Below are 21028 nucleotides of genomic sequence, written 5' to 3'. Positions count from 1 at the left end.
AATGCCTTTACAACCATTCAAAACATCTAATTTACTGACTATGGGGGTTGAGCTGGAATTACAATTAATCAGCTTAAGTAATTTTGACTTGACTGCCGCTAGCCCTGATATATTGGAGCTCTTGGGACGATCGTCTTTTCCCGGCAGTTTCACGCCAGAAATCACAGAAAGTATGTTAGAAATAGCGACAGATGTGCATGAAGAATATGATCAACTAATGAAACAACTGTTTCATATACGCGATGCCCTGGTGACAGTTGGAGACCGATTAAATATTGGTATTTGTGGCGGGGGAACCCATCCATTTCAAATGTGGTCTGATCAGCGAATTTTTAATAAAACCAGGTTTATAGAGGTGTCTGAATTATATGGTTATCTGACCAAGCAATTTACTATTTTTGGGCAACATATACATATTGGTTGTGAGGACGGTAATCAAGCACTTTTTTTACTTCATTCTTTAAATCGTTATATCCCTCATTTTATTGCATTGTCTGCTTCATCTCCCTTCGTTCAGAGTAAGGATACCTTGTATAACTCTGCTCGATTGAATTCGGTATTTGCCTTCCCATTAAGTGGAAGGGCTCCCTTTGTATTAAACTGGGATGAATTCTCACTCGGTTATTTCGAAAAAATGGAGCATACCGGCATAGTGAAAAGTATGAAGGATTTTTATTGGGATTTAAGACCTAAACCTGAATTTGGGACAATTGAAATGCGGGTGTGTGATAGTCCCCTTACGGTTGAGCGAGCAGCCGCTTTAGCTTGTTATATGCAAGCGCTTTGTAGTTATTTATTGGAAAATAAAGAACCTCTGCCTCACGAAGATGATTATCTTGTGTACAATTACAATCGTTTTCAAGCATGCCGATTCGGTCTGGATGGCACTCTGGTGCACCCCAAAACATATGAGCAAATTTTGCTTCGAGAAGATATTTTAACAACACTTCGCCGATTAAAGCCTTATGCTAATCAGCTAAATAGTACTATGGCTTTGGAGCATATTTATGAAATAACTCATAAAGGGAGTGATGCCAGCTTTTTAAGAGAAAAATATGCAGAACATAGAACTCTTGAAAGTGTGGTCAATGAATCATTAAAGCATTTCAGGAGTTCTAAATAATCGGCTGGGATTATAAAAAATCAAATAAGCTATTTTGGACTACAAAATAGCTTTTTGTTTTGCCTTAATTCTCTTCATACCCCATGACAACCAATATACAAGGTCCCCCAGAAATGATATTAAGCTTGTGATCCAAGCCATATTGAATGGCCGAGTCACTCTCTGCTCCAGGCTGCATCCATATATGTTGGATTCCTTTTTTGACTGCTTCCTTGACGACTTCTTCAGTAATGGATGGAGGGGTGATAATAGAAATACTGTGTACATCATCAGGTAAATCGTTTACTGAATGAATAACAGGCAAGCTTTCAATCAGCGTTTCATGTGGATTTACAGGATAGACTTTTTTGCCATTCTGAAGATAGCATCGCAATACTTTGTTGCCGTATTTTTCCCTATTGGAAGAGGCACCAACTACGGCAAAAGCAGGAGATTTCAAGAATACTTCTATCTGTTGATTAATCATGGGTAAATGCACTCCTTTAGATGCTAATTTCAGTATCTTTAATTAAATATAGGCTATTTCCTTTTTTTTTTAAGAAAAAATTGACCCTTAGGTAACATGATAGATTATAATCACTTTGTTTTTTAGAGTTACAAAAGGCATCAATAATGAATAAGGAACTTGAAAGCACTTATCAGAATATAACAAATCAATCGGAACTGGGGCAAAGTTCAAATTATGATGACCACTATAATCCTAAAAGGCTGTATCCTATTCCTAGAGCCCCAAAACGCCAGGAAATTAATTTGGATCCCAACTCCACCACTTTCTATGGTTTTGATTGCTGGAATCATTATGAGGTGTCCTGGTTAAACTCCAAAGGTAAACCAGTTGCTGCGATAGCTGTTATTTCTTATGATTGTCATTCCCCGTGCATTATTGAATCAAAGTCATTAAAACTCTATTTTAACTCGTTGAATAATAGTACTTTCCCTGACGTGGAAACCGTTGTGCAAACTATTAGCAAAGATTTAAGTCACTGCATTGGTTCTGAAGTGGTGGTTAATGTGTACCCCTTGTCGGAAATCGCTAGTCAAACTATCTATGCTGCATTCGATGGTATTTGCCTTGATAAGCTTGATATTGAATGCTCTGTATATCATGTAATGCCTGATTTTCTTTCGACCTCGTCTGAATTAGTTGAAGAGGTATTGTATTCTGATTTACTTAAATCAAACTGCCTGGTTACCAACCAGCCGGATTGGGGGAGCGTTCAAATTATTTATAAAGGTAAAAAGATAAATCATGAAGGGTTGCTTAAGTACCTGATTTCATTTAGAAATCATAATGAATTTCATGAGCAGTGCATTGAACGGATATTTGCAGACATTATGCGATTTTGCCAACCTGAATCATTGACTGTTTATGGACGATATACAAGAAGAGGAGGTCTGGATATTAATCCAATCAGGTCAACAGAACCTTGTGTTTTTGATGGGCAAAATATTCGTTTAATACGTCAATAAAGGAGGGTACTTATCCCTTCCAGCAGTATAAGGGATAAGTTTTAAACACGCCTGGGAATTTAATAATTAATTTTCAATACATTACATTTTTCCTATGCTAAGATTGCCTGGAAATTTGTACCAATTCAGGCATAAATCTTAAACTTAACTCCACAGATTTACTCATCGCTGTTCGATTGGTCCATCGCTAAAATCCATAGATTAAAGAATAAAAACTTGGTTTTGGAGTTTATTTTGATTGATAGAAATCATGCATTAGGGAGGATTTATTAAATATGAAGAAATATCATCAATTACTTATGGGAATTACTTTACTGTTGTTTGGTGTATGCAATTATGCCGGTGATACAGGGCCAGTTGAAAATAGCGACCTTTTCCGAGTGTTCATTCCTAATTTGAAACCGGGATATGAATTTTCTGCGACAGCCTTTTATCTGCAACCGGGAGCGAATAATTTAGGCTGGGGGGTGATTACGACAGTACTGCCAATACCATCGCCTAATTGGCAGGTTGTTACTTTTAATCCAGATTATCAAGTTGGGTTTAATTTGGGAGGACGTTATGTATTTGTCAATTCTGGAAGCGATTTGCAATTAAACTGGTCTCATCTGCGTACCAATGATACTGATAATGTCTTTGTGAATCCCTCATCGCAATGGATCTCTCCTTTTTCTCAGACCGGTACTCCTCCTACGCCTTCTGGCCAAATTACAGGAGTGGCTTTATTGAAGCTTGCACATGCCAGTCTTGATTTTAGTTATGATGCGGTCAGTCTCGATGTTGGAAAATTTATTAACTTTGGCTCCAAATTACAGACAAGGCTTTTTACAGGGTTAAGCAGTGCCTGGATAAAGGAAGAGTTGATATCAACTTTTCGGGGCTTTTCACTCCCTATACTGTCATTAAACAATACATCCACATACAAAGGTGTTGGGCCAAGATTAGGATTCAATAATAGTTATATTGTTTCTCATGGGTTCAATTTGGTTGGACAACTTGCCGGCTCAGTCTTGTACGGCAGAATGCAACCAGCTCAATACCAATTCACAGGAACCTCTCAGCAACTGATTATCGCTGGAATCTTTGTAAATCGTGAAGGACTTGCTAATCCCAGTGTCAATCAACTGGTTCCTGCTCTGGATGCCAAAATTGGATTAAGTTATCTTTACTCATTGAAACAAAATTGGGATTTGAATTTTGAAGCAGGGTATATGGGAGCTTTGTATTTTAATCCTTTATCCAGTTATGAAACAAATACCAATGTTATTGCCTTGGACACTGGCTCTTTGTCGACATCAAGTGCCAAACACACACAAAGTAATTTTTCTGTAGGTGGCCCTTACATTACAGTTAGCTTGAGAACCTGATTAGGGTGGTCAAACTATCATTCCTTGGCTTAACAAAATATGAAAACTGAATTTCTAATTTGTGGTTAAGCCGAGATACGACAGATAATCCGGTTTAAATGATTTCGCTAAAAAGCTTATGGGGAATATGAGTCACCTTCAGGAGTTCGAGTGATTTTTTTATTCGGCTCGAAAACAGGTTACGATGTGATCATTCACCATACCAATGGCTTGCATGTAAGCGTAGATGATGGTTGAGCCAACAAAGCTCATCCCTCGTTTTTTCAGATCTTTGGATAAGGCATCTGATTCTTTGCTGGTCGCAGGTACTTCGAGTATGCTTTCAGGACGATTTATGATAGGTGTCCCATTAACAAATTGCCAAACGTAAGAATCAAACGATCCATATTCTTGTTGAATAGATAGAAAAACCTTCGCATTTTTTCTGGTAGAAAAGATTTTAAGCCGGTTGCGGATAATTTCAGGATTAGTTAACAAAGCATTCAATTCATCATCAGTCATTTGAGCTACGGCTTGCGGGTTAAATTGCTTGAAAGCTCTCCGGTATCCGTCGCGCTTTTTTAATATAGTTTCCCAATTTAACCCTGCCTGAGCACCTTCCAGAATGAGCATCTCAAAATGTTTTTCATCATCATGAACAGGAATTCCCCATTCAGTATCATGGTATAGTTCATAATGGGGTTTGTTTTGCCCTACCCATTCGCATCGGTTTAGAATGATGTTTTGACTCATAATGTAATTATTAGATTGGGTTAAAAATATTTAATCCTGGTAATGGCAGTATTTATAACATTAGTCTACTATTCTGTGTGAACTATTCATTAAATTGTATTCCTTGTCAAGTAATGAAGGTAATCAGGAAATCGCTTATTAACAGTATAAGGACTTACGAAAACCCCAATCTCTTTGTTAAAAAAGTTTTTAATTCGGTCATTTAGTTTATCTAGATCCCCTCATTAAAAAATATTTTTTGCCTTGACTTTGGTGTTTTGCATAAATCCGAATACCAATCAAGTTGTTCTAAAAAAACAAATTAAAGGAGATTATTATGACTCAAGCTGCGTTTGGAGAGTTTTGTTGGAATGAATTAGCCACTTCTGATGTTAAAAAGGCAAAGGATTTTTATGGCAAGGTCTTTGGTTGGCAATTTAGAGAGATTGAATCAGAGGAAATGACCTACACTCTTATTCAATGCAATGATAAGGAAATGGCTGGTATATGGCAAATTCCCAAAGATCAACAAAGTCATATTCCTCCTCACTGGATGGCTTATATTTATGTCAAGGATGTATCAGAGGCTTTAAAAAAAGCAAAACAACATGGCGCTCAGGAAGTCAAAGGAATAACGCAGGCTGGTGAAATGGGACGTTTTGCTATTATAGTCGATCCGACCGGTGCACATGTTGCCTTATGGGAGTCCTTTGAATAATACAAAATAGACAGGTGACGTATGAAGTCTAATTTAGTTTGTGGTTAATTCCTGGAGATTAAAAAATTGTAAAAGCTATTGGGTTTATAAGGAAATTCTTTTATAAAAAGGGATTACTGCTGATTTCCTGGGCTCGGTTATTTTTTGGAGGTTTGTCAGGAGCCTCTGTCAGGATTTTATTCAATCCCCCATGTTTATTAATAATCTCCCCCAAGCGACCATCGGAAAGCGCCTTTCTTTCTGATGGATTTAGATTACATCGTTCATTGCATTCGGGATCAAGAATTTTCCGTAATTTGCTTGCAGCAGTTAATTTGACTTGACGAGCTTTATCATTCAAATAATCGGTTCCAAGAATTAAATCCTGTATGAAATAAACGAAAGCCACTAGGCCTAGAAAATTGTAATGATAACTCCATTCATTTCCCCTCTTGTTTATATATTGAGCAAGATCCTTAATGATAGGGTGAGCAGTATTCGGTTTGGACCGTTTGGGTGAAAAGATAGTCACTTGGGGAGGTTGACTTGATTTTTCTGTTGTCTTTTTCAGAGGGGAATTTAATTGATGTTTGACCAATAACTCAGTTTGTTGACATGGAGAATAACCCTGTGGAGCAATTTGTTTAAAAACTCTATTACAAGTCTCATAAAGCTCATGATACTTGTTTTGAGAATCCGTATCTTTTGAACTCAGGTAATTTGAAGTGGCTTGGAACAAGGTCAAACTTGAGATGAATTTACGATCATCAGGAAAACCACCCATGAGATGAGGTAGAGGGATGTTATTTAATTTTTCCTCTATGAGTTTTATTAACTCAAAATAGCGATTAAACAGTACAGGATCTTTTAAATAATCACATGCCTCATTAAAATCTTTAATTCCATATAGTTTGGCCGATGGGCTTTTACCTAAATTTTCCAATTGAGGAAAAATATACCATATCCAATGGCTTCTTTTTCTTCCGCCTTGTATTTCTCTGAATGCTTGATCGTAGCCACAAGTATTACTATTTTGAGCATTATGAAAACGATCGAGTCTTTTATTTCTGGCCATGAATTTTTCTCTTGATTTCATTAATTTTTATATTCACGAATCAGTTATTATCTATAAACTGCCTATTTATAAGTCAATTATAACAAAGTTATAAAAAGTTGTCATATTTGTTAACGAGTTGATTTGGATATGGAATCAAAAGTTGTAGGTGCTTGTTCATTAGTTGTATCAGTGGTTTTCTGTTCTGCTATTTTTGTGTGCTCTCGAGAAGATGAGCCAAATAAAGTAAATCTGGAATCTAATGAGTTTACAGTACTTTCAGTTGGCGACAAAGCAGGCACTTTATCTTGAACTGTTAATATATTTTTCACCTGTCTCGCAGGGTTTGAAGGACTGACTAACTCAAGATTTAATTGTTGCTCATAAACGTTTAATGCTTCATCCAAAACTGCATCCTCGTGTTTCGCAGTTTCTTCTGCTTTTAATTGAGCATCCTCTATTTCAGCCATTTTTTCAGCAGTCCACTTGATTAAACCAATGATTGCCATAACACTACCTACTGCAAACATGATAGGGACCATAATCGGAGGTGCGGCAATCACGCCAGCTACCACCAATAAGCCGGCTATCGATATTAAAGTACTGGCCGCTGCTATAGCAAAGGTACTGTAACTTAATGGCAAATTAATGGTAGATTTCAAATTGTCTCGTTCTATTTTAGCAAGCGGGGCTATGATTTCTTCTATGCTATCGTCGGTTTTGGTTATTTCTTTTTGTAATGATTTGATTTCGCTTAACAGTTTGTTTTGCTCAGATCGCTTTCCAGTTGGATTGATTAAAGCAATTTTATCTACAAGGGTTTTTAATTGCTCAGCGCGTTTAGCATAGAGTTGGTTTAATTTGTAAGCGTCATTCTCTTTGTTTTTTCCTGGGGTGATCTTTTTTTTCCTAAGTACCGCATTAATAAAATTCAACTCTTCTTTTAATTGTTGCTGTTCAATTTGATTGGGATAAGATTTCTCAAGATCATGTTGGAGTTCTATGGCACGAATTTCGAATAAGTCATTATATTTATCATTGTTTGGCTCTATACGTTTCGCTACAAGATCTATAAATTCTTTTTTCATTTTGTAGGAATTTGCCAATTGAAATTTTTGAGCAATTTTCCCAAAAAATCCAAATCCTTCGATGATGGTTACAGTAGAGGCAATTACTGTCCCTATGATTGCGGCAGTCAATCCACCGAGAGTGCTCGCTGCAATAGAAAGGCCTATAATGGCAGCAATTAGAATCGATGATATTATTTTTTCAGCTATCGGTTTTTCTGGATCACTCACAATAGAAATTGATTTGGCAAGTGTGGCCACTAGTTGCAGTATTCCGCCTACCAGTGGAATTTGTCGATAGGCGCTTAAAAAGGAGCCAATGACATTAAACACATGACTAACTCCCGTTGTTATTGTTGATGCTGCTGTAGTTCCAGCATGAATTTGCTCACCTAACGATTGTGATTGTGCAAGTTGATCCTGAAGATTCTTTTTAAGAGTTTTCATCTTGTCTGACAATCGGATGGGAGCTCGATATTTTTTGTACATAAAAAGAACCCTAAAGTCACATATAAAACTATATGAATTAATTTAGTACATATTTTACTTGTTAATTTGTCTTTTGGGAAGATATTTGTTTGGAATTTAAACAAAAATCAACAAAGAAGAGCTTGGTATACTATTTTTATTGACGCATCCTTGTTGTTTTAATTATTGCTGGCAAAAGTTTTATAATGAATAGTATATTTCGTTTGCCAGTGCGACGAAGGCACTTGCTTTGAGTTAATGGAAAATGAAATAACCTTTTTACCTGCCAGGTAATTATTCTGGCTAAATAATAGTCCAAACTCAGCGCTGTTTTCTATGAATGGGGATAATAGAAAACCCGATTTTGCCATATTGGAAATGAGTCTATATTGTCTTTGGGTGCCATTTTTTAATTCCAAATTGGCTTCAATCTGGTGAGGCTTGAAAAAGGTCGTCGCTAACATCCCCCAGAGCGTTGGTTGAATATCTATTTCGACAAAAAGAGGTTTATCGGTATCAGGTATTTTAAGTTGCTCTCCAAAAGTATGAATTTCTGTTTTTAATGGCACTAAAGATGTTACAGGTTTGTTGACTAATTTTTTTCTTAAAAATAAAAAATCATTTTCTAACCGTACTGGTTGATAATGATTAATCAGTATCGGCCAACTCATTCCGTCTTCCATTGAAGGAATTCTATTGTCAATTGGTTCTACTTTAAAAAGGATGTTATCCGGTTTGTTCTCACTTAAAAGGTAATTCGTATTGATTTCTGCCATTTTTGCAGTAAAAACGGAATAACTCTGAAAGATTGGCCTTGGCGACCATGTCATTCCCGAGGCGATTAATGAAGTTTGATTGTAAGAATAAATATCAGTAGTACCTGGTAATCTGGGAAAATCATCGCGGGCTTTCAAATAATTCATCGTTAATGAAAAATTTTCTTTTAACCAATTCTTATTCTGGATTCTGTTTTTAAGGCCATAGTAAGCGGCGGTATAGGTGGAAATGAAATTATCTCGAACAGATATTTTGGTATAGTGCCCGTTGATATAACTCGCTGTATAAAGGGATAAAGCTAATAATGGGACTATTACTTTGTTGTTGGAATTAAAATACGGTAACAAAAAAGAGGCTAGCAAAACAGAGGTGCCAGCAATGAAGGCATGGCCAAAATGTCTTGTGAAACCCGTTTTATATGAGAGGAAAAGAAAAACGAGATAGATACAAAATAGAAATGCTTTGGATAATGGTGAGAGATGTTTTTGCAAGAGTATTGATAAGAGAATGCAAGAAGATGTAATTCCAAAAAATAACAGTTCTTTATTGTCTCCTTCAGTTGCCATGGCTTCAGTAAAACCTGATGCAAGCAAGATAGTGTTACTGACATAAGCTGGCAGATTGAAAATAGATTGCCCGGATGCTATCCAAAAAAACAATATGGAAACTACTGGAGATGCCAGACAAAGCACAGCAAGATTACGCTGTTTATATAGGCTCAAAAATAAAGAGCATAAGAGCATGGTAATAATACTTAATATTAAAAGAGAGCCCTTGATCAGAGGAAATAAACCGAATGGCGTAAAAAGCAAAGCAAATAAAGTGCAGAAATTGCTTTTCAAGGGTGTTTCTTTTCCAGAAATTTCTTTATGAATGAGTAAGCCAATGATTAATGAATAGGAAAAAAACAAAGAATCCCGAGCATAGATCATACTAAAGAGAAGTATTGCAAAAGCAATACTCCAACGCCATTTAATGCCTTGCATTAAAAGGATAATAGCTATCCAGTAACATAAAGCCAAATACAAACTTCCCGAAACCATCATGAAATCGGTAGCTGGATGGTAGAATTTCGTATAGATGGAAGAATAAGGTCCTAAGGTAAAAAAAATGTCTTTACCAAAAGCTAAACCTTGGGCAACTGCTTGATTAAGTCCTACAGCCCAAGAGGCATCGAGACCGGGAGCTGGCATTTTGGGGGATAGTGGAATAAAAACGGCGATTATAATAATGAGCAAAGCAGATTTTAATAACCAACCCAAAGTGAGTGGAATTATTTTAAGATTTGAAATAACGGTCGTTTGATGAGGGCAGGTTTGGGTTCTAGTCATTTTTTTGTAGGCATATCATATCAAGCATCATATCATAGCATTCCTTGCTGCTGAATTGACAAGGACTTTATCGCTTCCTTTTCCCATAAACAGAATGAGTCATAGTACCCCCATAACTCTTCCTTTATTTCAAATAAACATAATAGACATTAAATAACAGGAACAAACCAATAATAAAGAATATTACAGCTGCTATTTTTAGTCTCATTGGATTATCGACAAATGATTGGCCTACTCTAACTGCGGTATCGGGGCATAAAAATCTTATTAAACCACCAAGCAAGACTAACCATGCAAAAAGAGTAATAACAACAGGCCAGCCCATTACCCAGATATTATGACTGACGACTAAAAGCAAACCTGTAATCAAAGTTACTATAGCCATAATCAATTGCGATCCGCGATGAGCTATAATCTCTGCCATAGCTGATTTTGCATGCTCATTATGGAATAATAAGAATAAGCTTACTATGACTAAATACCAGCCAATCACTGTGGCTAGAAATGTAGTTAACATCTTCAAACTCCTTACAATGACCTCCTACTATAATTATAGCAATTTTGTGAGCTATGTGTTGGAAAGTTAAAGGAAAATTGAGGAATTAGCGGAATGATACGGTTTTATTTTATTTGAAAATGGAGAGTAATCTAACATGATGAAAAAAATTAATTTATTCAAATTGCTTATGATCTTTGTTCTGGGTACAAGCACGCTCCAGGCTGCTGGATTATCAACTCAACGTATTGAACAATTATCTAATGCCAGGGTAACCGTGTGGAAAACAATTATCTATCCCTCTTCAAAACACGTTTTGCCCATGCACAGACATGATAACGATCGGGTTTTGGTCGCGTTGACGGATGGGACATTGAAAATTACAAACAACAAAGGAAAAGTACACTATTTAAAATTAAAGAAAGGTAAGGCGTATTATCTTACCAAAGACGTTCCTGACGAATTACATAATGATGAAAACGTAACTAACCATCCAATTCAGGTGATGGTAATTCAACTCAATGATAAAGCATGATTAGTGGGCAGTGGGTAATCTGATGTTGTATTAATTCCTGGTCAGGGTCAGGAAAAACAATTTTAGTAAGAGTATTTGGAACCCTGCCCCTGTCGTCGAGATCTCAGGCCGTATTATCATCTAATTGGAGAGTTACTGCCGCCCTTGTTGCTTATTATTTGTGCTATCATTTAATCATTGCTTCATTCATTGACAGGATTTCGAGAATGCATACTCAACGTGGATTGGAAGTAACGACAGGCTCCATAGAGACAGTAGATAGTATCAATTATTTTCATGAACAAGTATTAAGTTCCGGTCAAAACGCAATCCAAATTCTGGATGCGGCAAAAAAATATCCTGAGAATTTATTAATTCAAACTTATGCGGCTGCTTTTTATTTGTATGCACAAGAAGATGCAGCGAATGAACAAGCCAGCAATTATTTGCAAGCAGCATCCAGGTTATTAACATCAGCGAATGAACGTGAAAAATTAATTTTTGAAGCAGTAACGAATTGGTCTAAGCGAGATTATGCCAATGCCATTAGCTTGTTAGTTACTCTGCTTGAAAGGTATCCCAGAGATACTCTGGCGCTTAAATTCGCAGAATGGCTTTTTTATTGTACGGGACAGGCTTTTAATGCAGAGTATTTTCTTAAAGTATGTGATAGGTGCGCTCACGAGAATCAGGATGAGTCCCATTTTTTAGCCATACATTCCTTTGCCTTGGAACTGTGCGGCCAGTATTCCAAAGCCAGGGAAATGGCTGAGGAAGCTATCACAATGAATTTGCTTACCCCTTGGGCACATCATACCCTGGCTCATGTGCATTTATTAACAAGTGATATTACTGGTGGTATCAATAGACTTAGAGATTTACAAAAAACCTGGGAGGATATTTTGCCTTTGTTGAAAGGCCATAATACCTGGCATTTAGCACTATTTTATTTGGCAAATCGTAATGAAGAGGAAGTTAAAAAGTTATACCCCCATATTTCAGGGGCATTGCCTGATACTGTGCTTGAGCAGCTGGATACTATTTCCCTGCTATGGCGCATGGATATGGCAGGTCTACCCCAAGACAGGCTATTAAATCAGGTTGTAGACCATTTAAGTACCCATCCATTGGAATATTATACCGGGTTTACGAATGCTCATTTTATTTATTGTCTGGTGAAATCAGGTTATAAAAACGAAGCGGATGAGTCGTTGAAAAGAATGAAGTTTTACGCCTGTTCACCTTCTTCTGATGCTCTATGGGGCGATGTCGTTTTACCCCTGTGTCAGGGTATCTATGCCTTTGCCGATGCAGATTATAAGACTGCCTTGATGTTGATGGAGCCGGTGATTGTTGAGTGTGCACAATTAGGTGGAAGCGATGCGCAGATAGAGCTTTTTTTTCAGACTTACTTGTTGGTGTTGATACACACTAAACAAAAGGACAAAGCGTTACAATTTTTTACGGAACATTTAAAGTATTACAATAATACGCCATTAAGTGACTGGTGGTTCCAATCGGCTAATAAGGCTTAGGTATAGCATGGGTCAGCCACTCCATTTATTCAGCCTGCATACAGGTTGGTTTGTTAATCTTACCTGACGCAGGTAGTTTAATTCCTGCCATTCCGCATTCGTCTGTTCTAAAAAAAGTGATACCTAATGTTTTCATGCTTTGCAAAGTTTTAGAATGTGGAAATTTGAAGCGATTATCAAATCCTAAAGATGCAATGGCATAAAGCGGGTTTACTTCCAGCAAAAATCGATAGGATGAAGACGTTTTGCTCCCATGATGAGGCACAACTAAAATTTCGGATGCCAGCTGACCGCCGTAGTTTCTTACCAGGTACTCTTCAGCTGCTTTTTCAATATCTCCCGTTAACAAAACCCTGCCAGCCGAATTACTTACCTGTAAGATACAAGAATTGTTATTTTTTTTATTGAAAGCTTCCCTGATGGGTAAAAAACGAAAACTCACCCCATCCCATTGCCATTGTGGGTATGAATGACAATTACTTCCACGTTTATAGAAATAGGGATCATTCACTATTAATTGATTGACTTGCATCTCTTTTTCAAGGGAATTTAATCCGCCCTTATGATCTTTATCGGGATGGCTTATTACTATTTTGTCAATTGTTTTTATTCCAATTGACCTGAAAAAGGGGATTATCGCCATTTGTCCTAAATCACTCCCCTGAAAATAGGAATCTCCTGTATCGTAGAGTAAAACATGATGTTGCGTTTGTATCGCAACGGCAAGTCCTTGCCCGACATCCAAAATATTAATTAATGCTTCCCCTGGATAAATTGCAGTACGAGGCGGAAATAAGGGAAGGATAATCCAAAGGATAGCCAAGTGTTTGAATGGCTTGACAGGTAATAATACCCTTAAAAACAGACCTGCTGTCATAGCCATCATCATTGTTACTGAGGTGATGGACCAGGTGATATTGATCCCTGCTATTTGCTCAACATACGTTAGTCCTTGCAGTAACAGGGCAACAAGCCACGTCAATGGTTTCATCAATATCCAGGACCAATGAAATGGACTCGTTATCATAGTCATTAAAGCCAAGGGTACTATCAGAAAACTGACTAAAGGTATGGCGAATAAATTGGCAAGAAATCCATTGATAGAACCATAGGCGTACCAATGGAGAGTCAAGGGCATCAATCCAATGAGGCAACTTAATTGTAATGCCAGTGTTTTTTTATAATTTTTCAGTGGCCAGCGTTGATGAGTCAATAGAAGACAGGCCACGGCAAGAAATGAAAAATAAAAACCTTGCAGGAATACGGCATGGGGCTCAATACACAAGACTAAAAATAAGGCATATCTCCATATTTGCCATGGAGTAAAACGTTGTTTTCCTATGGCGTATATTGTGTAAAGTACACAACCAATCAAAGCGCGCTGTACAGGAGGTTCAAAACCGGCTAAAAAGGCATAGGGCAAGGCAGCTAGTAATCCACCGATACTCGCTATGGTGTTGGCTGGTAAGAATAAACAACAGCGATAGCTCATTGACCACATCCATCTTATCACTACAAAGAAAATGCCAGAGACCAGAGCGATGTGCTCTCCTGAAATCCCGAATAAATGTACCGTTCCTGTTCTTCGGAACAAATTCCAATGATCTGAATGGATATGGTGAGTAACATTTAACGTCAATGCTTCGATGATGCCTGCCGTTTCTGTATCCGGTGCCAGTTTGGTCAAAGCATCCCCAATTTTTTCACGCAGTGTTAACCAACTGAAAGAAGAGGGTTGATTGCTAATTAGCTTATTATTCCCATAACGAATATAGCCAGTCCAATAGATATGTCGAGCCGCCAGGTAACGTACATAATTAAAACCTCCCGGGTTGTCGAAGTTACGAGGTTTTTTTAGTTTCACTGAAAGTTGCCATCGCTGACCGGCTCGTAAGACAGGTGGTTTGTTATACCAGTTTAATTGGATCAAGCCTTGAGCAGGGTTATTATTAATTTTTTCAATTGCAAAATGGAATTGGGTTTTGTTAGGACGTTGCATGGGGATGGAAGCAATTGTTCCTTCCAATTGGGCTTGTGTGATTACTTGCGTATCAGGCATGCCCTTGGGAGATACAATCCACTGATGAATCAGGGCAAAGCCAGATCCGGCGATGAAGAACAGGACAATTGGATATCTTGGTGTGATATAAAAGAGTAAAGGAATCGCAATAGTTAGATAAATATTATAGGTATAAGCATAAAGTACGCCTATTAAAAAGCAAAAAATTTCCATTTCAAATTAAGTTGGACTTTCCCTTACTGGCAAATCTACTCGAATTGAATCCTTCGTGTAAAGAATTTTTTACAGTATTAACCAGGATTCCAGCATTCTGGTTGCACATTAGCGGAGGAATCCACGGCTGTTTTTACATTGGCTTGGTTAATTGACATGCTGGCACACTCGGTATCTTTGGCTTGAGTTCCAACAGGGGTTGCAGTTAAGGTATACGTTGTGGCTGTCAGGTTTGAAATATTGATAGTATAGTACCCGTTCGGAGTTGTTTGAGGAAATGCTGGTAAGGCGCCACACGCCACAGCATAAGAAAAATTCTGTGAATAACAGCGTTCTAAAATAATTTGATCTTGTGTCAATGTGGCGTGAGCATCGGCACGACGGGATTTTTGGATATATTGTAAATAGGATGGATAGGCAATTGAAACCAGAATTCCCACAATGACCATGCTGATTAGAACTTCAACCAGGGTAAACGCAGATTGTCTCATGCGCTTATTCTTCATAAAATGTCGATTACAGAGCATTTGGGTATCCTCTATTGAATTTGCCACCAACCTATTTTTCTTGGTGTAATGTTAGGAGCAATTACCGTAGTTTGTGTTCCATCCGATTGTGTGATCAGAATGACCAGATTGTTATCTTTGTTAGGCCCAAGCACAGTGGGTGAGTTGGCATAACTGTTGGACAAACCAATTCCAACGGGGTAGGCTCCATTATACTGATCGGCTATATCAAAGCCTCCATCGCCGGAAATATCAAATCGCGCATATTGAAAAGCACCGCCATTTAAGAAATTAAGCTCCAGAAGCATGGATGTGAAACCAAAGCCGCACGAATTGAGAGGAGGAGTGTTTAGTGTTGCAATAAATGCCCCGTTAATTAGTTCAGGCGTAGTAATTAATCTTTGTCCCGCTACAGGCATATCGGCAAACCATCCCACTTTATTACTCCAATTGATGGTATTGGCAGTAGCAGTGATAATATTTGTTGATAAACCTGATGTGGCCGAGTTAACCAAGGTCAAAGTTTGTTGTTGGAGATTGGCACGAACATATGGTACTGATGACAGCGGCTTGTCCCAAACTCCATAAATGGTTTGTCTTTGAGTAGTGACCAAATCGGATGTGGTCAGAAGTTGTCCGGTGCCAAACACAACAAAAAGTCCTGGATTGCGAGGATAATTAGGATTCAATGTCACTAAAGGAGGAGTAGTGATAGGTTGCGGTGTACCAGCAGAGTCTCTTGCCTGGAATAATACACGCACACTCCAACTGGCAGGATCAGCCGAGGAAACATCAATTGCCCACAGATTGCCTTGTAAATCACCGGCATACACTACGGTAACAGGATCAGCTTGCAGTCCGTCTTTTTGTCCCAATGCGACTGTCGATAATCCCTGGGGTAAATTGACATTGCAGGCTGAAGGGACAGCAGCACAAAGATCTATTTTTCTTAGGACTGCCCCTGTTTGAGGGTCGACAGCATAAAATACGGATGTGTTGTTTGGGCTGTTGTATCCATTGCCAAAAAAGACGGCAAAATTTAATGAAGATGTACTTCCGGATCTGATTTGGCCTATTTGAGGTTTGCTATAAGTTAACCCTAGATCAGAATCTGTAAATTCCCAGAGCACAGCATTGGCCACTCCTGCTTCAGAACTCAGGTTTGTGGGATTAGTAATGTCCAGGGCAAAGATGCTTTTACCACCTGCATTTTCACCTCCCACCAGAATGGTATGCCAGGAACCATCGGAAAATTGTACATCAGCGCTTTCTGGAGATCCGTTGACGAAGAATAAATGATTTTGGTTGTACAGCGGAGAAGTGAGTTGATGAAGATTATTAAACACGGCATTAGGGATAAATGCAAATAACTCTTCTCCAGTGGTTGCATTAAAGGCATGAAGCATTCCGTCATTTGCCCCAACGTATAAGATGGGTTGTCGATTGGCATTGGCTTTTGCAAAGCTGATATAACTGGAGGTTAAATACGGGGCACTTGGGGAACCAACATAAATTACCTGGCTATCGATAATATCTCCCAAAGCATGCGAGCGATCACGGAATGTTCCCCCGTTTCTTTTTTCCAGAGTGGCATTGCCACGCAGGTATTCTAATCTGTTTTCTCCCAACAGATCACTTGGTTGCAGTTGTGCCTGTTGAGTGGCATTAATATTCGCCCAGCGAAACGGTACTCCGTCTGCGGCTATGGGATCCCAAGTCGCTATCTTTCGATTATTAGACCATCCAGTTCCGGACACTAAGGAGTCAAGTGTCGATTGAGCTGACCATTGTATAGAATTGGTTGGTTGACCAGTATTCTCATCCAGCTCGATGGCTGTCAAATTACCTGTCCAATCTTGATAAGGAGTATCTCTGGTTATAAAATTGGCTTGATATTCTACAGTACTACTGTCAATACGAGTTGAGCTGATAGCTGCTGCAGAGGTTGAAAAAGATCCATTTTGAATATTTGAGAGAATGGAATTCAAACTATTGACTAGAGCTTGAGGACTTGTTGCAGGGTAGTAGTTTTCGGTACCTCCTGCAACAGCCATGGCTCTAAGGGTTGCAGCTGCCTCCGGATTTACAGCAGGATCTACACCAGCTCCCATGCCTATAACAAAAGTAAGAACGCCATCGTTTTTTAAAGCTTTTATTTCATTGATTGCATCCGATAAGGCTTGACTGTTAGTACTATTCAGCGAGCCATCGGCATTAAATGTTGCGGTGACGCCATAGCCGGCCGCAGCCGCACTGCCTAGTGGCGGCCAATATCTTGCCTGGAGGTCTTGAGTGGGTAGACCATCAGAAATTAATATAATGTATTGTTTTTGCGGACAATTGCCGCTGGTTGTACCGACAGTCTTCATGAAACTTCGAGATCGTGTCAATAATCCTGCAAGAGGGGATTGTACAGCGGCTGCTTTGATTTCTGTCGTGGATGTAGAATTTGTTTCAGGTCGAAGATGAGGCAAAAACGCATTAATTGCATTAGTAACACTAGTAGTAGTGGGATTTGTTCCTGCCGTAGTCATGTTCACTCTCATATTGCCGGTATTAAAAGATTGATTGCTGTAATAGCCAAAACCACGTTGCACATACATTACCTGTTGTGAAAAGGGTACAAAACCTGCATTTGTGGGGCCTGTAGCAAAACTTCCAATCGAGGGTCTGGTTGAAGAATAGGAAAGAAGTACATTACCGTTATTATAATTGCTGAGAGAAAAATTCGGAGGGTAAGGTGTTGCTGGAGATGGGCCATTAAAACTTACAAAAACTCCAGGAAAACCACTTCCAGCATACAGAACGTCATTAATAGTTGGATCATCGCTTGAGCCCCCGATTTGTAGATACTGGCTTGAAGAAACTAAACTAGTACCATATAAGCTTCCAATGGATGCGCAGTTACTTGATACAGTTGATGAAGCCGAACCATAGTTATAGCAAGGGTTGATAACGTATCGATTTCCAGCTACTGGTGAGTTAGTGAACACAAAATTACTGCCAGGCGGCGACATGTAATAAACCCAAGTGTTATAAGTACTGATGTTACTTGTACTGTAGGTGCCCAATGCAAAGTCTGTGGTAGGCATGTAATTTTCAATAATCGCTTTGACTCCAGCTTTGGCCACATTGAGTCGGCTTGAACTGTTGTCTACTTTATTACCTCCTTGAATAACAGTATAAGGAGCTAAGCCGTTGGCATCAGGGCCTTGTACTGGCGGAGTAAATCCAGCCGGTACGGTATAATTCACCGGTGAACTGGAATTGTAAAGGGAGCTTAAACCGGAGGACAGAGAACCAGAGCCCGTCATGATTGCTCCACTCAAATTACCATCCATGGATTGAGAGTTTCCTATGAGTATCAGGACCTGAGGGTGAATTGGACTGGCAATGATTAGAGGTATTTGTGGAATGCTTAAGGGAACGGCATAAAGAGAAACTGAGGCAGACAATGAAATGGCTAGAAATATTCGAGGTAGAACTCTAATTGCTTTCTGAGCTCCTTCTCTGATTAAAATGCAAAGTTTTAACGCGTCCATGATAATCAAAACCTACTGTTGAATTTGAATTGTACTTTGTATGAGTACGGAGCTATCTCCACTTACTCCTGCTGATCGGGCCGTTACTCTGTAGACATTACTTAGCTTTTTCATGCTCTGACCTGGCATAATAACGGACGGCAGTTTTTCAATGAAATAGCTGGCTTGCGCCCCTGTATTGCCCTGAAAGCTGTTAATGACTGACGAACTACTTGACCAGTTAATCGTTTTCCAAAGTGGATTAGTAGCACTTGGGTCAAATAAATACAATCCATTATTAGAAGCAAGAAAACTTTGCGGATTATAAGCGCCATTTATGATTAGATTAATGGCTTCGTTAATGGCACCTTCAGTTTTTTCAAAACTGATTTCCGAATCGGTTGCATTGGTTGCAATCCGGGTTTGAGATGTGTTTTGTGATATCTGGGTCAGGGCTAAAACGGTGAGCATGCTCATAAGCACAAGTGACGTTATCAGGACATAACCTCTCTGCTTTGAATATTGAGCTGTGAAAGATACGTTCATGATATCGAATTCCTCAAGTTGATGGTCAATTCAATTACATGCCTTAAGCGGTTATCAGCAGGTACGGTGATTTGCGTATCCAAGACGTTGTATTGTCTGGTTGTTAGGCTTCCCGATCCGAGTTGACCTGCGATCAAAAAGCCCAAACGAATAGCATAGACCTGTGCCCAATCAGTTACTGCATTAGCAGATACGTATCGAGAAATGACTCCATTATTGCCAATACCATACTGGACTTTCATTATTTCCACCCCAGGTACTAATGGTTGTATTGTCCAGCTGTTGCCAACGAGAGAGGCCCGCATTAATGCGCTTTGCCCTCCTTGGCCTTGACCCACAAAAAATGCAGTTTGTTGGATAGGAATGAATTGGGAGCCGGCCTGAAAATTGACTGGGAATGCACTACTTGCATTTTGTAGCACTCCAGCACCAGCATCATGAGTTATCGTTGTTCCTGCTACTGCAGTAATTTGAAATATTACGGTTTTACCACAATCAGAAACCGCTCCAAACATTCCAGAGGTAAGGGACATCCCGCTAGTGCCTTGAACTACAAAGGTATTGCTGCCGGGATCAATCGTGGTTATTCCTGTTGGATAGCTGTCAGAGGTAGAGCCTAATACTACCAACACATCACTACCTTGTTGAGCATTGCCAACAAGGGTGGAGTCTAATGCGGGTGACCAATGACTGGCATTGGTGCTATTTGCAGGATTGCTTTGGGTTATTGTGAAGCTTGCTCCGCTGCCATTGTAACCCATAAGGATTGTTGGCGTTGTATTCAATATTCCCAAAGGCCTTGGGCCCCCAGTATTTAGGCTGGAAACTGCGGTGATAATGGATCCGCAGCCGGCAAATCCAGCCGATCTGATCATCGGTATGAGTAAATTGGATATGGCATTTTCAGTACTTTGAATAAGATCCTGAGAGTTCGATGCTTTGTAAAGTTGGGTTTGCGCCAGGTATATTTGTAAAATTGAATAAGTGAGTATCAGTCCAACCAAGGTGGCTATCATCAACTCGACTAATGAAAATCCTTGTTGTAGTCTGTACTTAATATTCATATCTGACTTTGTACTCTGAATTGAACGAAATTGGCAGTTCCTGAAGAAGCGCTGCTTGCCCCTAACTCATTTTGTGCTTTACTATCATCCCATTGTACAGTCACGGTAATCACCGTATTCCCTGCCACACCTGAAAGAGCAGAAGTTATTGAACCGCTTCCATTTGGCAATTGCGACACCACTCTGGTGAGCCAATACCAGGTATCATATCGTGCCAGTTGATTTGGATTGCACACCGATGCATTGCATAATACTGAAGGAGCACTTACGGACGTAGGGTATCCATTACTGCCGATATTACTGACATTATAACTACCATTAGATGCTGCATCCGAATTTGCTCGAATTCTGTCAAAAATATCATAAACTGCTTGTACTGCTTGCAGTTTTGCATAACTGGAATTGTTTGCTTGATTACTGACTATCAACATACTGGCGATCCCTAGCATGCCAACGGCTAATATGACTACAGATATCAACACTTCCAGCAAAGTCATTCCCTTGTCTTTTGCTAATGTATCCATTCGGTTAATCATATTCTATCTCCG

The 21028-nt window shown here is 39.0% G+C and carries 18 protein-coding genes; 6 read left to right on the top strand and 12 right to left on the bottom strand.

The features are described from left to right. The first annotated feature begins 1 nt into the window (after nt 1). Entirely contained in the window at nt 2-1123 is a 1122-nt protein-coding gene (locus tag OQI99_RS08800; RefSeq protein ID WP_061514164.1) for a YbdK family carboxylate-amine ligase, read from the top strand. Nucleotides 1124-1187: 64 nt separating this feature from the next. On the opposite strand, the gene OQI99_RS08795 is transcribed toward OQI99_RS08800, so the two are convergent. Further along, nucleotides 1188-1589 carry a CoA-binding protein gene (locus tag OQI99_RS08795; RefSeq protein WP_061514163.1) on the bottom strand — a complete coding sequence of 134 codons (402 nt, stop codon included), beginning with the start codon at nt 1587-1589 and terminating at the stop codon, nt 1188-1190. Nucleotides 1590-1735: 146 nt separating this feature from the next. Here OQI99_RS08795 and queF point away from each other — a divergent pair, with 146 nt between their 5' ends. Next, a complete protein-coding gene (gene queF, locus OQI99_RS08790; RefSeq protein WP_061514162.1) occupies nt 1736-2593 on the top strand; it encodes an NADPH-dependent 7-cyano-7-deazaguanine reductase QueF in 858 nt (285 codons plus the stop codon). Nucleotides 2594-2868: 275 nt separating this feature from the next. Beyond that, nucleotides 2869-3960, top strand: a complete 1092-nt coding sequence (locus tag OQI99_RS08785; protein ID WP_265731746.1) for an Lpg1974 family pore-forming outer membrane protein — start codon at nt 2869-2871, stop codon at nt 3958-3960. 159 nt (nt 3961-4119) lie between these two features. On the opposite strand, the gene OQI99_RS08780 is transcribed toward OQI99_RS08785, so the two are convergent. Then, nucleotides 4120-4692 (bottom strand): DNA-3-methyladenine glycosylase I, encoded by a 573-nt coding sequence (locus OQI99_RS08780; RefSeq protein WP_265731745.1) that lies wholly within the window; start codon nt 4690-4692, stop codon nt 4120-4122. A gap of 316 nt (nt 4693-5008) precedes the next feature. On the opposite strand from OQI99_RS08780, the gene OQI99_RS08775 reads away from it, so the two are divergent. Next, nucleotides 5009-5389 carry a VOC family protein gene (locus OQI99_RS08775; RefSeq protein ID WP_061514159.1) on the top strand — a complete coding sequence of 127 codons (381 nt, stop codon included), beginning with the start codon at nt 5009-5011 and terminating at the stop codon, nt 5387-5389. A gap of 100 nt (nt 5390-5489) precedes the next feature. Here the strand turns inward: OQI99_RS08775 and OQI99_RS08770 are convergent, their stop codons facing one another. From OQI99_RS08770 to OQI99_RS08755, 4 genes are all read right to left on the bottom strand, one after another. Further along, entirely contained in the window at nt 5490-6443 is a 954-nt protein-coding gene (locus OQI99_RS08770) for a DUF1810 domain-containing protein (protein ID WP_265731744.1), read from the bottom strand. 110 nt (nt 6444-6553) lie between these two features. Beyond that, entirely contained in the window at nt 6554-7978 is a 1425-nt protein-coding gene (gene sidA / locus OQI99_RS08765) for a T4SS effector SidA (protein WP_061514157.1), read from the bottom strand. A gap of 158 nt (nt 7979-8136) precedes the next feature. Beyond that, on the bottom strand, nt 8137-10065 hold the full coding sequence (locus OQI99_RS08760; protein WP_265731743.1) for a hypothetical protein: 1929 nt from the start codon (nt 10063-10065) through the stop codon (nt 8137-8139). 124 nt (nt 10066-10189) lie between these two features. Further along, nucleotides 10190-10582, bottom strand: a complete 393-nt coding sequence (locus tag OQI99_RS08755) for a hypothetical protein (RefSeq protein WP_027266704.1) — start codon at nt 10580-10582, stop codon at nt 10190-10192. Nucleotides 10583-10718: 136 nt separating this feature from the next. Between OQI99_RS08755 and OQI99_RS08750 the strand changes: the two genes are divergently transcribed. Together OQI99_RS08750 and OQI99_RS08745 are read left to right on the top strand one after the other, a co-directional pair. After that, nucleotides 10719-11096 carry a hypothetical protein gene (locus tag OQI99_RS08750; protein ID WP_061514154.1) on the top strand — a complete coding sequence of 126 codons (378 nt, stop codon included), beginning with the start codon at nt 10719-10721 and terminating at the stop codon, nt 11094-11096. Between the two features lie 206 nt (nt 11097-11302). Continuing rightward, complete coding sequence (locus tag OQI99_RS08745) at nt 11303-12610, top strand: tetratricopeptide repeat protein (RefSeq protein ID WP_265731742.1); 1308 nt, start codon at nt 11303-11305, stop codon at nt 12608-12610. 25 nt (nt 12611-12635) lie between these two features. Here OQI99_RS08745 and OQI99_RS08740 read toward each other — a convergent pair whose 3' ends face one another. From OQI99_RS08740 to pilV, 6 genes are all read right to left on the bottom strand, one after another. Beyond that, nucleotides 12636-14843, bottom strand: coding sequence for a DNA internalization-related competence protein ComEC/Rec2 (locus OQI99_RS08740; protein ID WP_265731741.1), 2208 nt, complete (start codon nt 14841-14843; stop codon nt 12636-12638). 77 nt (nt 14844-14920) lie between these two features. After that, nucleotides 14921-15370, bottom strand: coding sequence for a type IV pilin protein (locus OQI99_RS08735; protein ID WP_061514151.1), 450 nt, complete (start codon nt 15368-15370; stop codon nt 14921-14923). Nucleotides 15371-15381: 11 nt separating this feature from the next. Beyond that, nucleotides 15382-18891, bottom strand: a complete 3510-nt coding sequence (locus OQI99_RS08730) for a pilus assembly protein (protein WP_061514150.1) — start codon at nt 18889-18891, stop codon at nt 15382-15384. Between the two features lie 12 nt (nt 18892-18903). Continuing rightward, entirely contained in the window at nt 18904-19416 is a 513-nt protein-coding gene (locus OQI99_RS08725) for a pilus assembly PilX family protein (protein ID WP_061514149.1), read from the bottom strand. Beyond that, nucleotides 19413-20480: a PilW family protein gene (locus tag OQI99_RS08720; protein WP_061514148.1), complete on the bottom strand. Its 1068-nt coding sequence runs from the start codon at nt 20478-20480 to the stop codon at nt 19413-19415. The genes OQI99_RS08725 and OQI99_RS08720 overlap by 4 nt, the downstream gene beginning before the upstream one ends. Beyond that, the gene (pilV, locus tag OQI99_RS08715; protein ID WP_061514147.1) at nt 20477-21016 is read right to left on the bottom strand and encodes a type IV pilus modification protein PilV; all 540 of its coding nucleotides are present in this window, start codon (nt 21014-21016) and stop codon (nt 20477-20479) included. The genes OQI99_RS08720 and pilV overlap by 4 nt, the downstream gene beginning before the upstream one ends. Nucleotides 21017-21028: the final 12 nt, after the last annotated feature.

It is taken from the genome of Legionella sp. PATHC039 (assembly GCF_026191275.1).
Lineage (GTDB): Bacteria > Pseudomonadota > Gammaproteobacteria > Legionellales > Legionellaceae > Legionella > Legionella pneumophila.
The sequence above is the reverse complement of the archived record's forward strand: the minus strand, read 5'-3'. Positions and strand labels throughout refer to the sequence as shown.

What these genes read in the sequence shown, in the direction of transcription:
- OQI99_RS08800 (WP_061514164.1), top strand. Translation starts at nt 2, where the DNA reads ATGCCTTTACAACCATTCAAAACATCTAATTTACTGACTATGGGGGTT.
- OQI99_RS08795 (WP_061514163.1), bottom strand. Translation starts at nt 1,589, where the DNA reads ATGATTAATCAACAGATAGAAGTATTCTTGAAATCTCCTGCTTTTGCC.
- queF (WP_061514162.1), top strand. Translation starts at nt 1,736, where the DNA reads ATGAATAAGGAACTTGAAAGCACTTATCAGAATATAACAAATCAATCG.
- OQI99_RS08785 (WP_265731746.1), top strand. Translation starts at nt 2,869, where the DNA reads ATGAAGAAATATCATCAATTACTTATGGGAATTACTTTACTGTTGTTT.
- OQI99_RS08780 (WP_265731745.1), bottom strand. Translation starts at nt 4,692, where the DNA reads ATGAGTCAAAACATCATTCTAAACCGATGCGAATGGGTAGGGCAAAAC.
- OQI99_RS08775 (WP_061514159.1), top strand. Translation starts at nt 5,009, where the DNA reads ATGACTCAAGCTGCGTTTGGAGAGTTTTGTTGGAATGAATTAGCCACT.
- OQI99_RS08770 (WP_265731744.1), bottom strand. Translation starts at nt 6,443, where the DNA reads ATGGCCAGAAATAAAAGACTCGATCGTTTTCATAATGCTCAAAATAGT.
- sidA (WP_061514157.1), bottom strand. Translation starts at nt 7,978, where the DNA reads ATGTACAAAAAATATCGAGCTCCCATCCGATTGTCAGACAAGATGAAA.
- OQI99_RS08760 (WP_265731743.1), bottom strand. Translation starts at nt 10,065, where the DNA reads ATGACTAGAACCCAAACCTGCCCTCATCAAACGACCGTTATTTCAAAT.
- OQI99_RS08755 (WP_027266704.1), bottom strand. Translation starts at nt 10,582, where the DNA reads ATGTTAACTACATTTCTAGCCACAGTGATTGGCTGGTATTTAGTCATA.
- OQI99_RS08750 (WP_061514154.1), top strand. Translation starts at nt 10,719, where the DNA reads ATGATGAAAAAAATTAATTTATTCAAATTGCTTATGATCTTTGTTCTG.
- OQI99_RS08745 (WP_265731742.1), top strand. Translation starts at nt 11,303, where the DNA reads ATGCATACTCAACGTGGATTGGAAGTAACGACAGGCTCCATAGAGACA.
- OQI99_RS08740 (WP_265731741.1), bottom strand. Translation starts at nt 14,843, where the DNA reads ATGGAAATTTTTTGCTTTTTAATAGGCGTACTTTATGCTTATACCTAT.
- OQI99_RS08735 (WP_061514151.1), bottom strand. Translation starts at nt 15,370, where the DNA reads ATGCTCTGTAATCGACATTTTATGAAGAATAAGCGCATGAGACAATCT.
- OQI99_RS08730 (WP_061514150.1), bottom strand. Translation starts at nt 18,891, where the DNA reads ATGGACGCGTTAAAACTTTGCATTTTAATCAGAGAAGGAGCTCAGAAA.
- OQI99_RS08725 (WP_061514149.1), bottom strand. Translation starts at nt 19,416, where the DNA reads ATGAACGTATCTTTCACAGCTCAATATTCAAAGCAGAGAGGTTATGTC.
- OQI99_RS08720 (WP_061514148.1), bottom strand. Translation starts at nt 20,480, where the DNA reads ATGAATATTAAGTACAGACTACAACAAGGATTTTCATTAGTCGAGTTG.
- pilV (WP_061514147.1), bottom strand. Translation starts at nt 21,016, where the DNA reads ATGATTAACCGAATGGATACATTAGCAAAAGACAAGGGAATGACTTTG.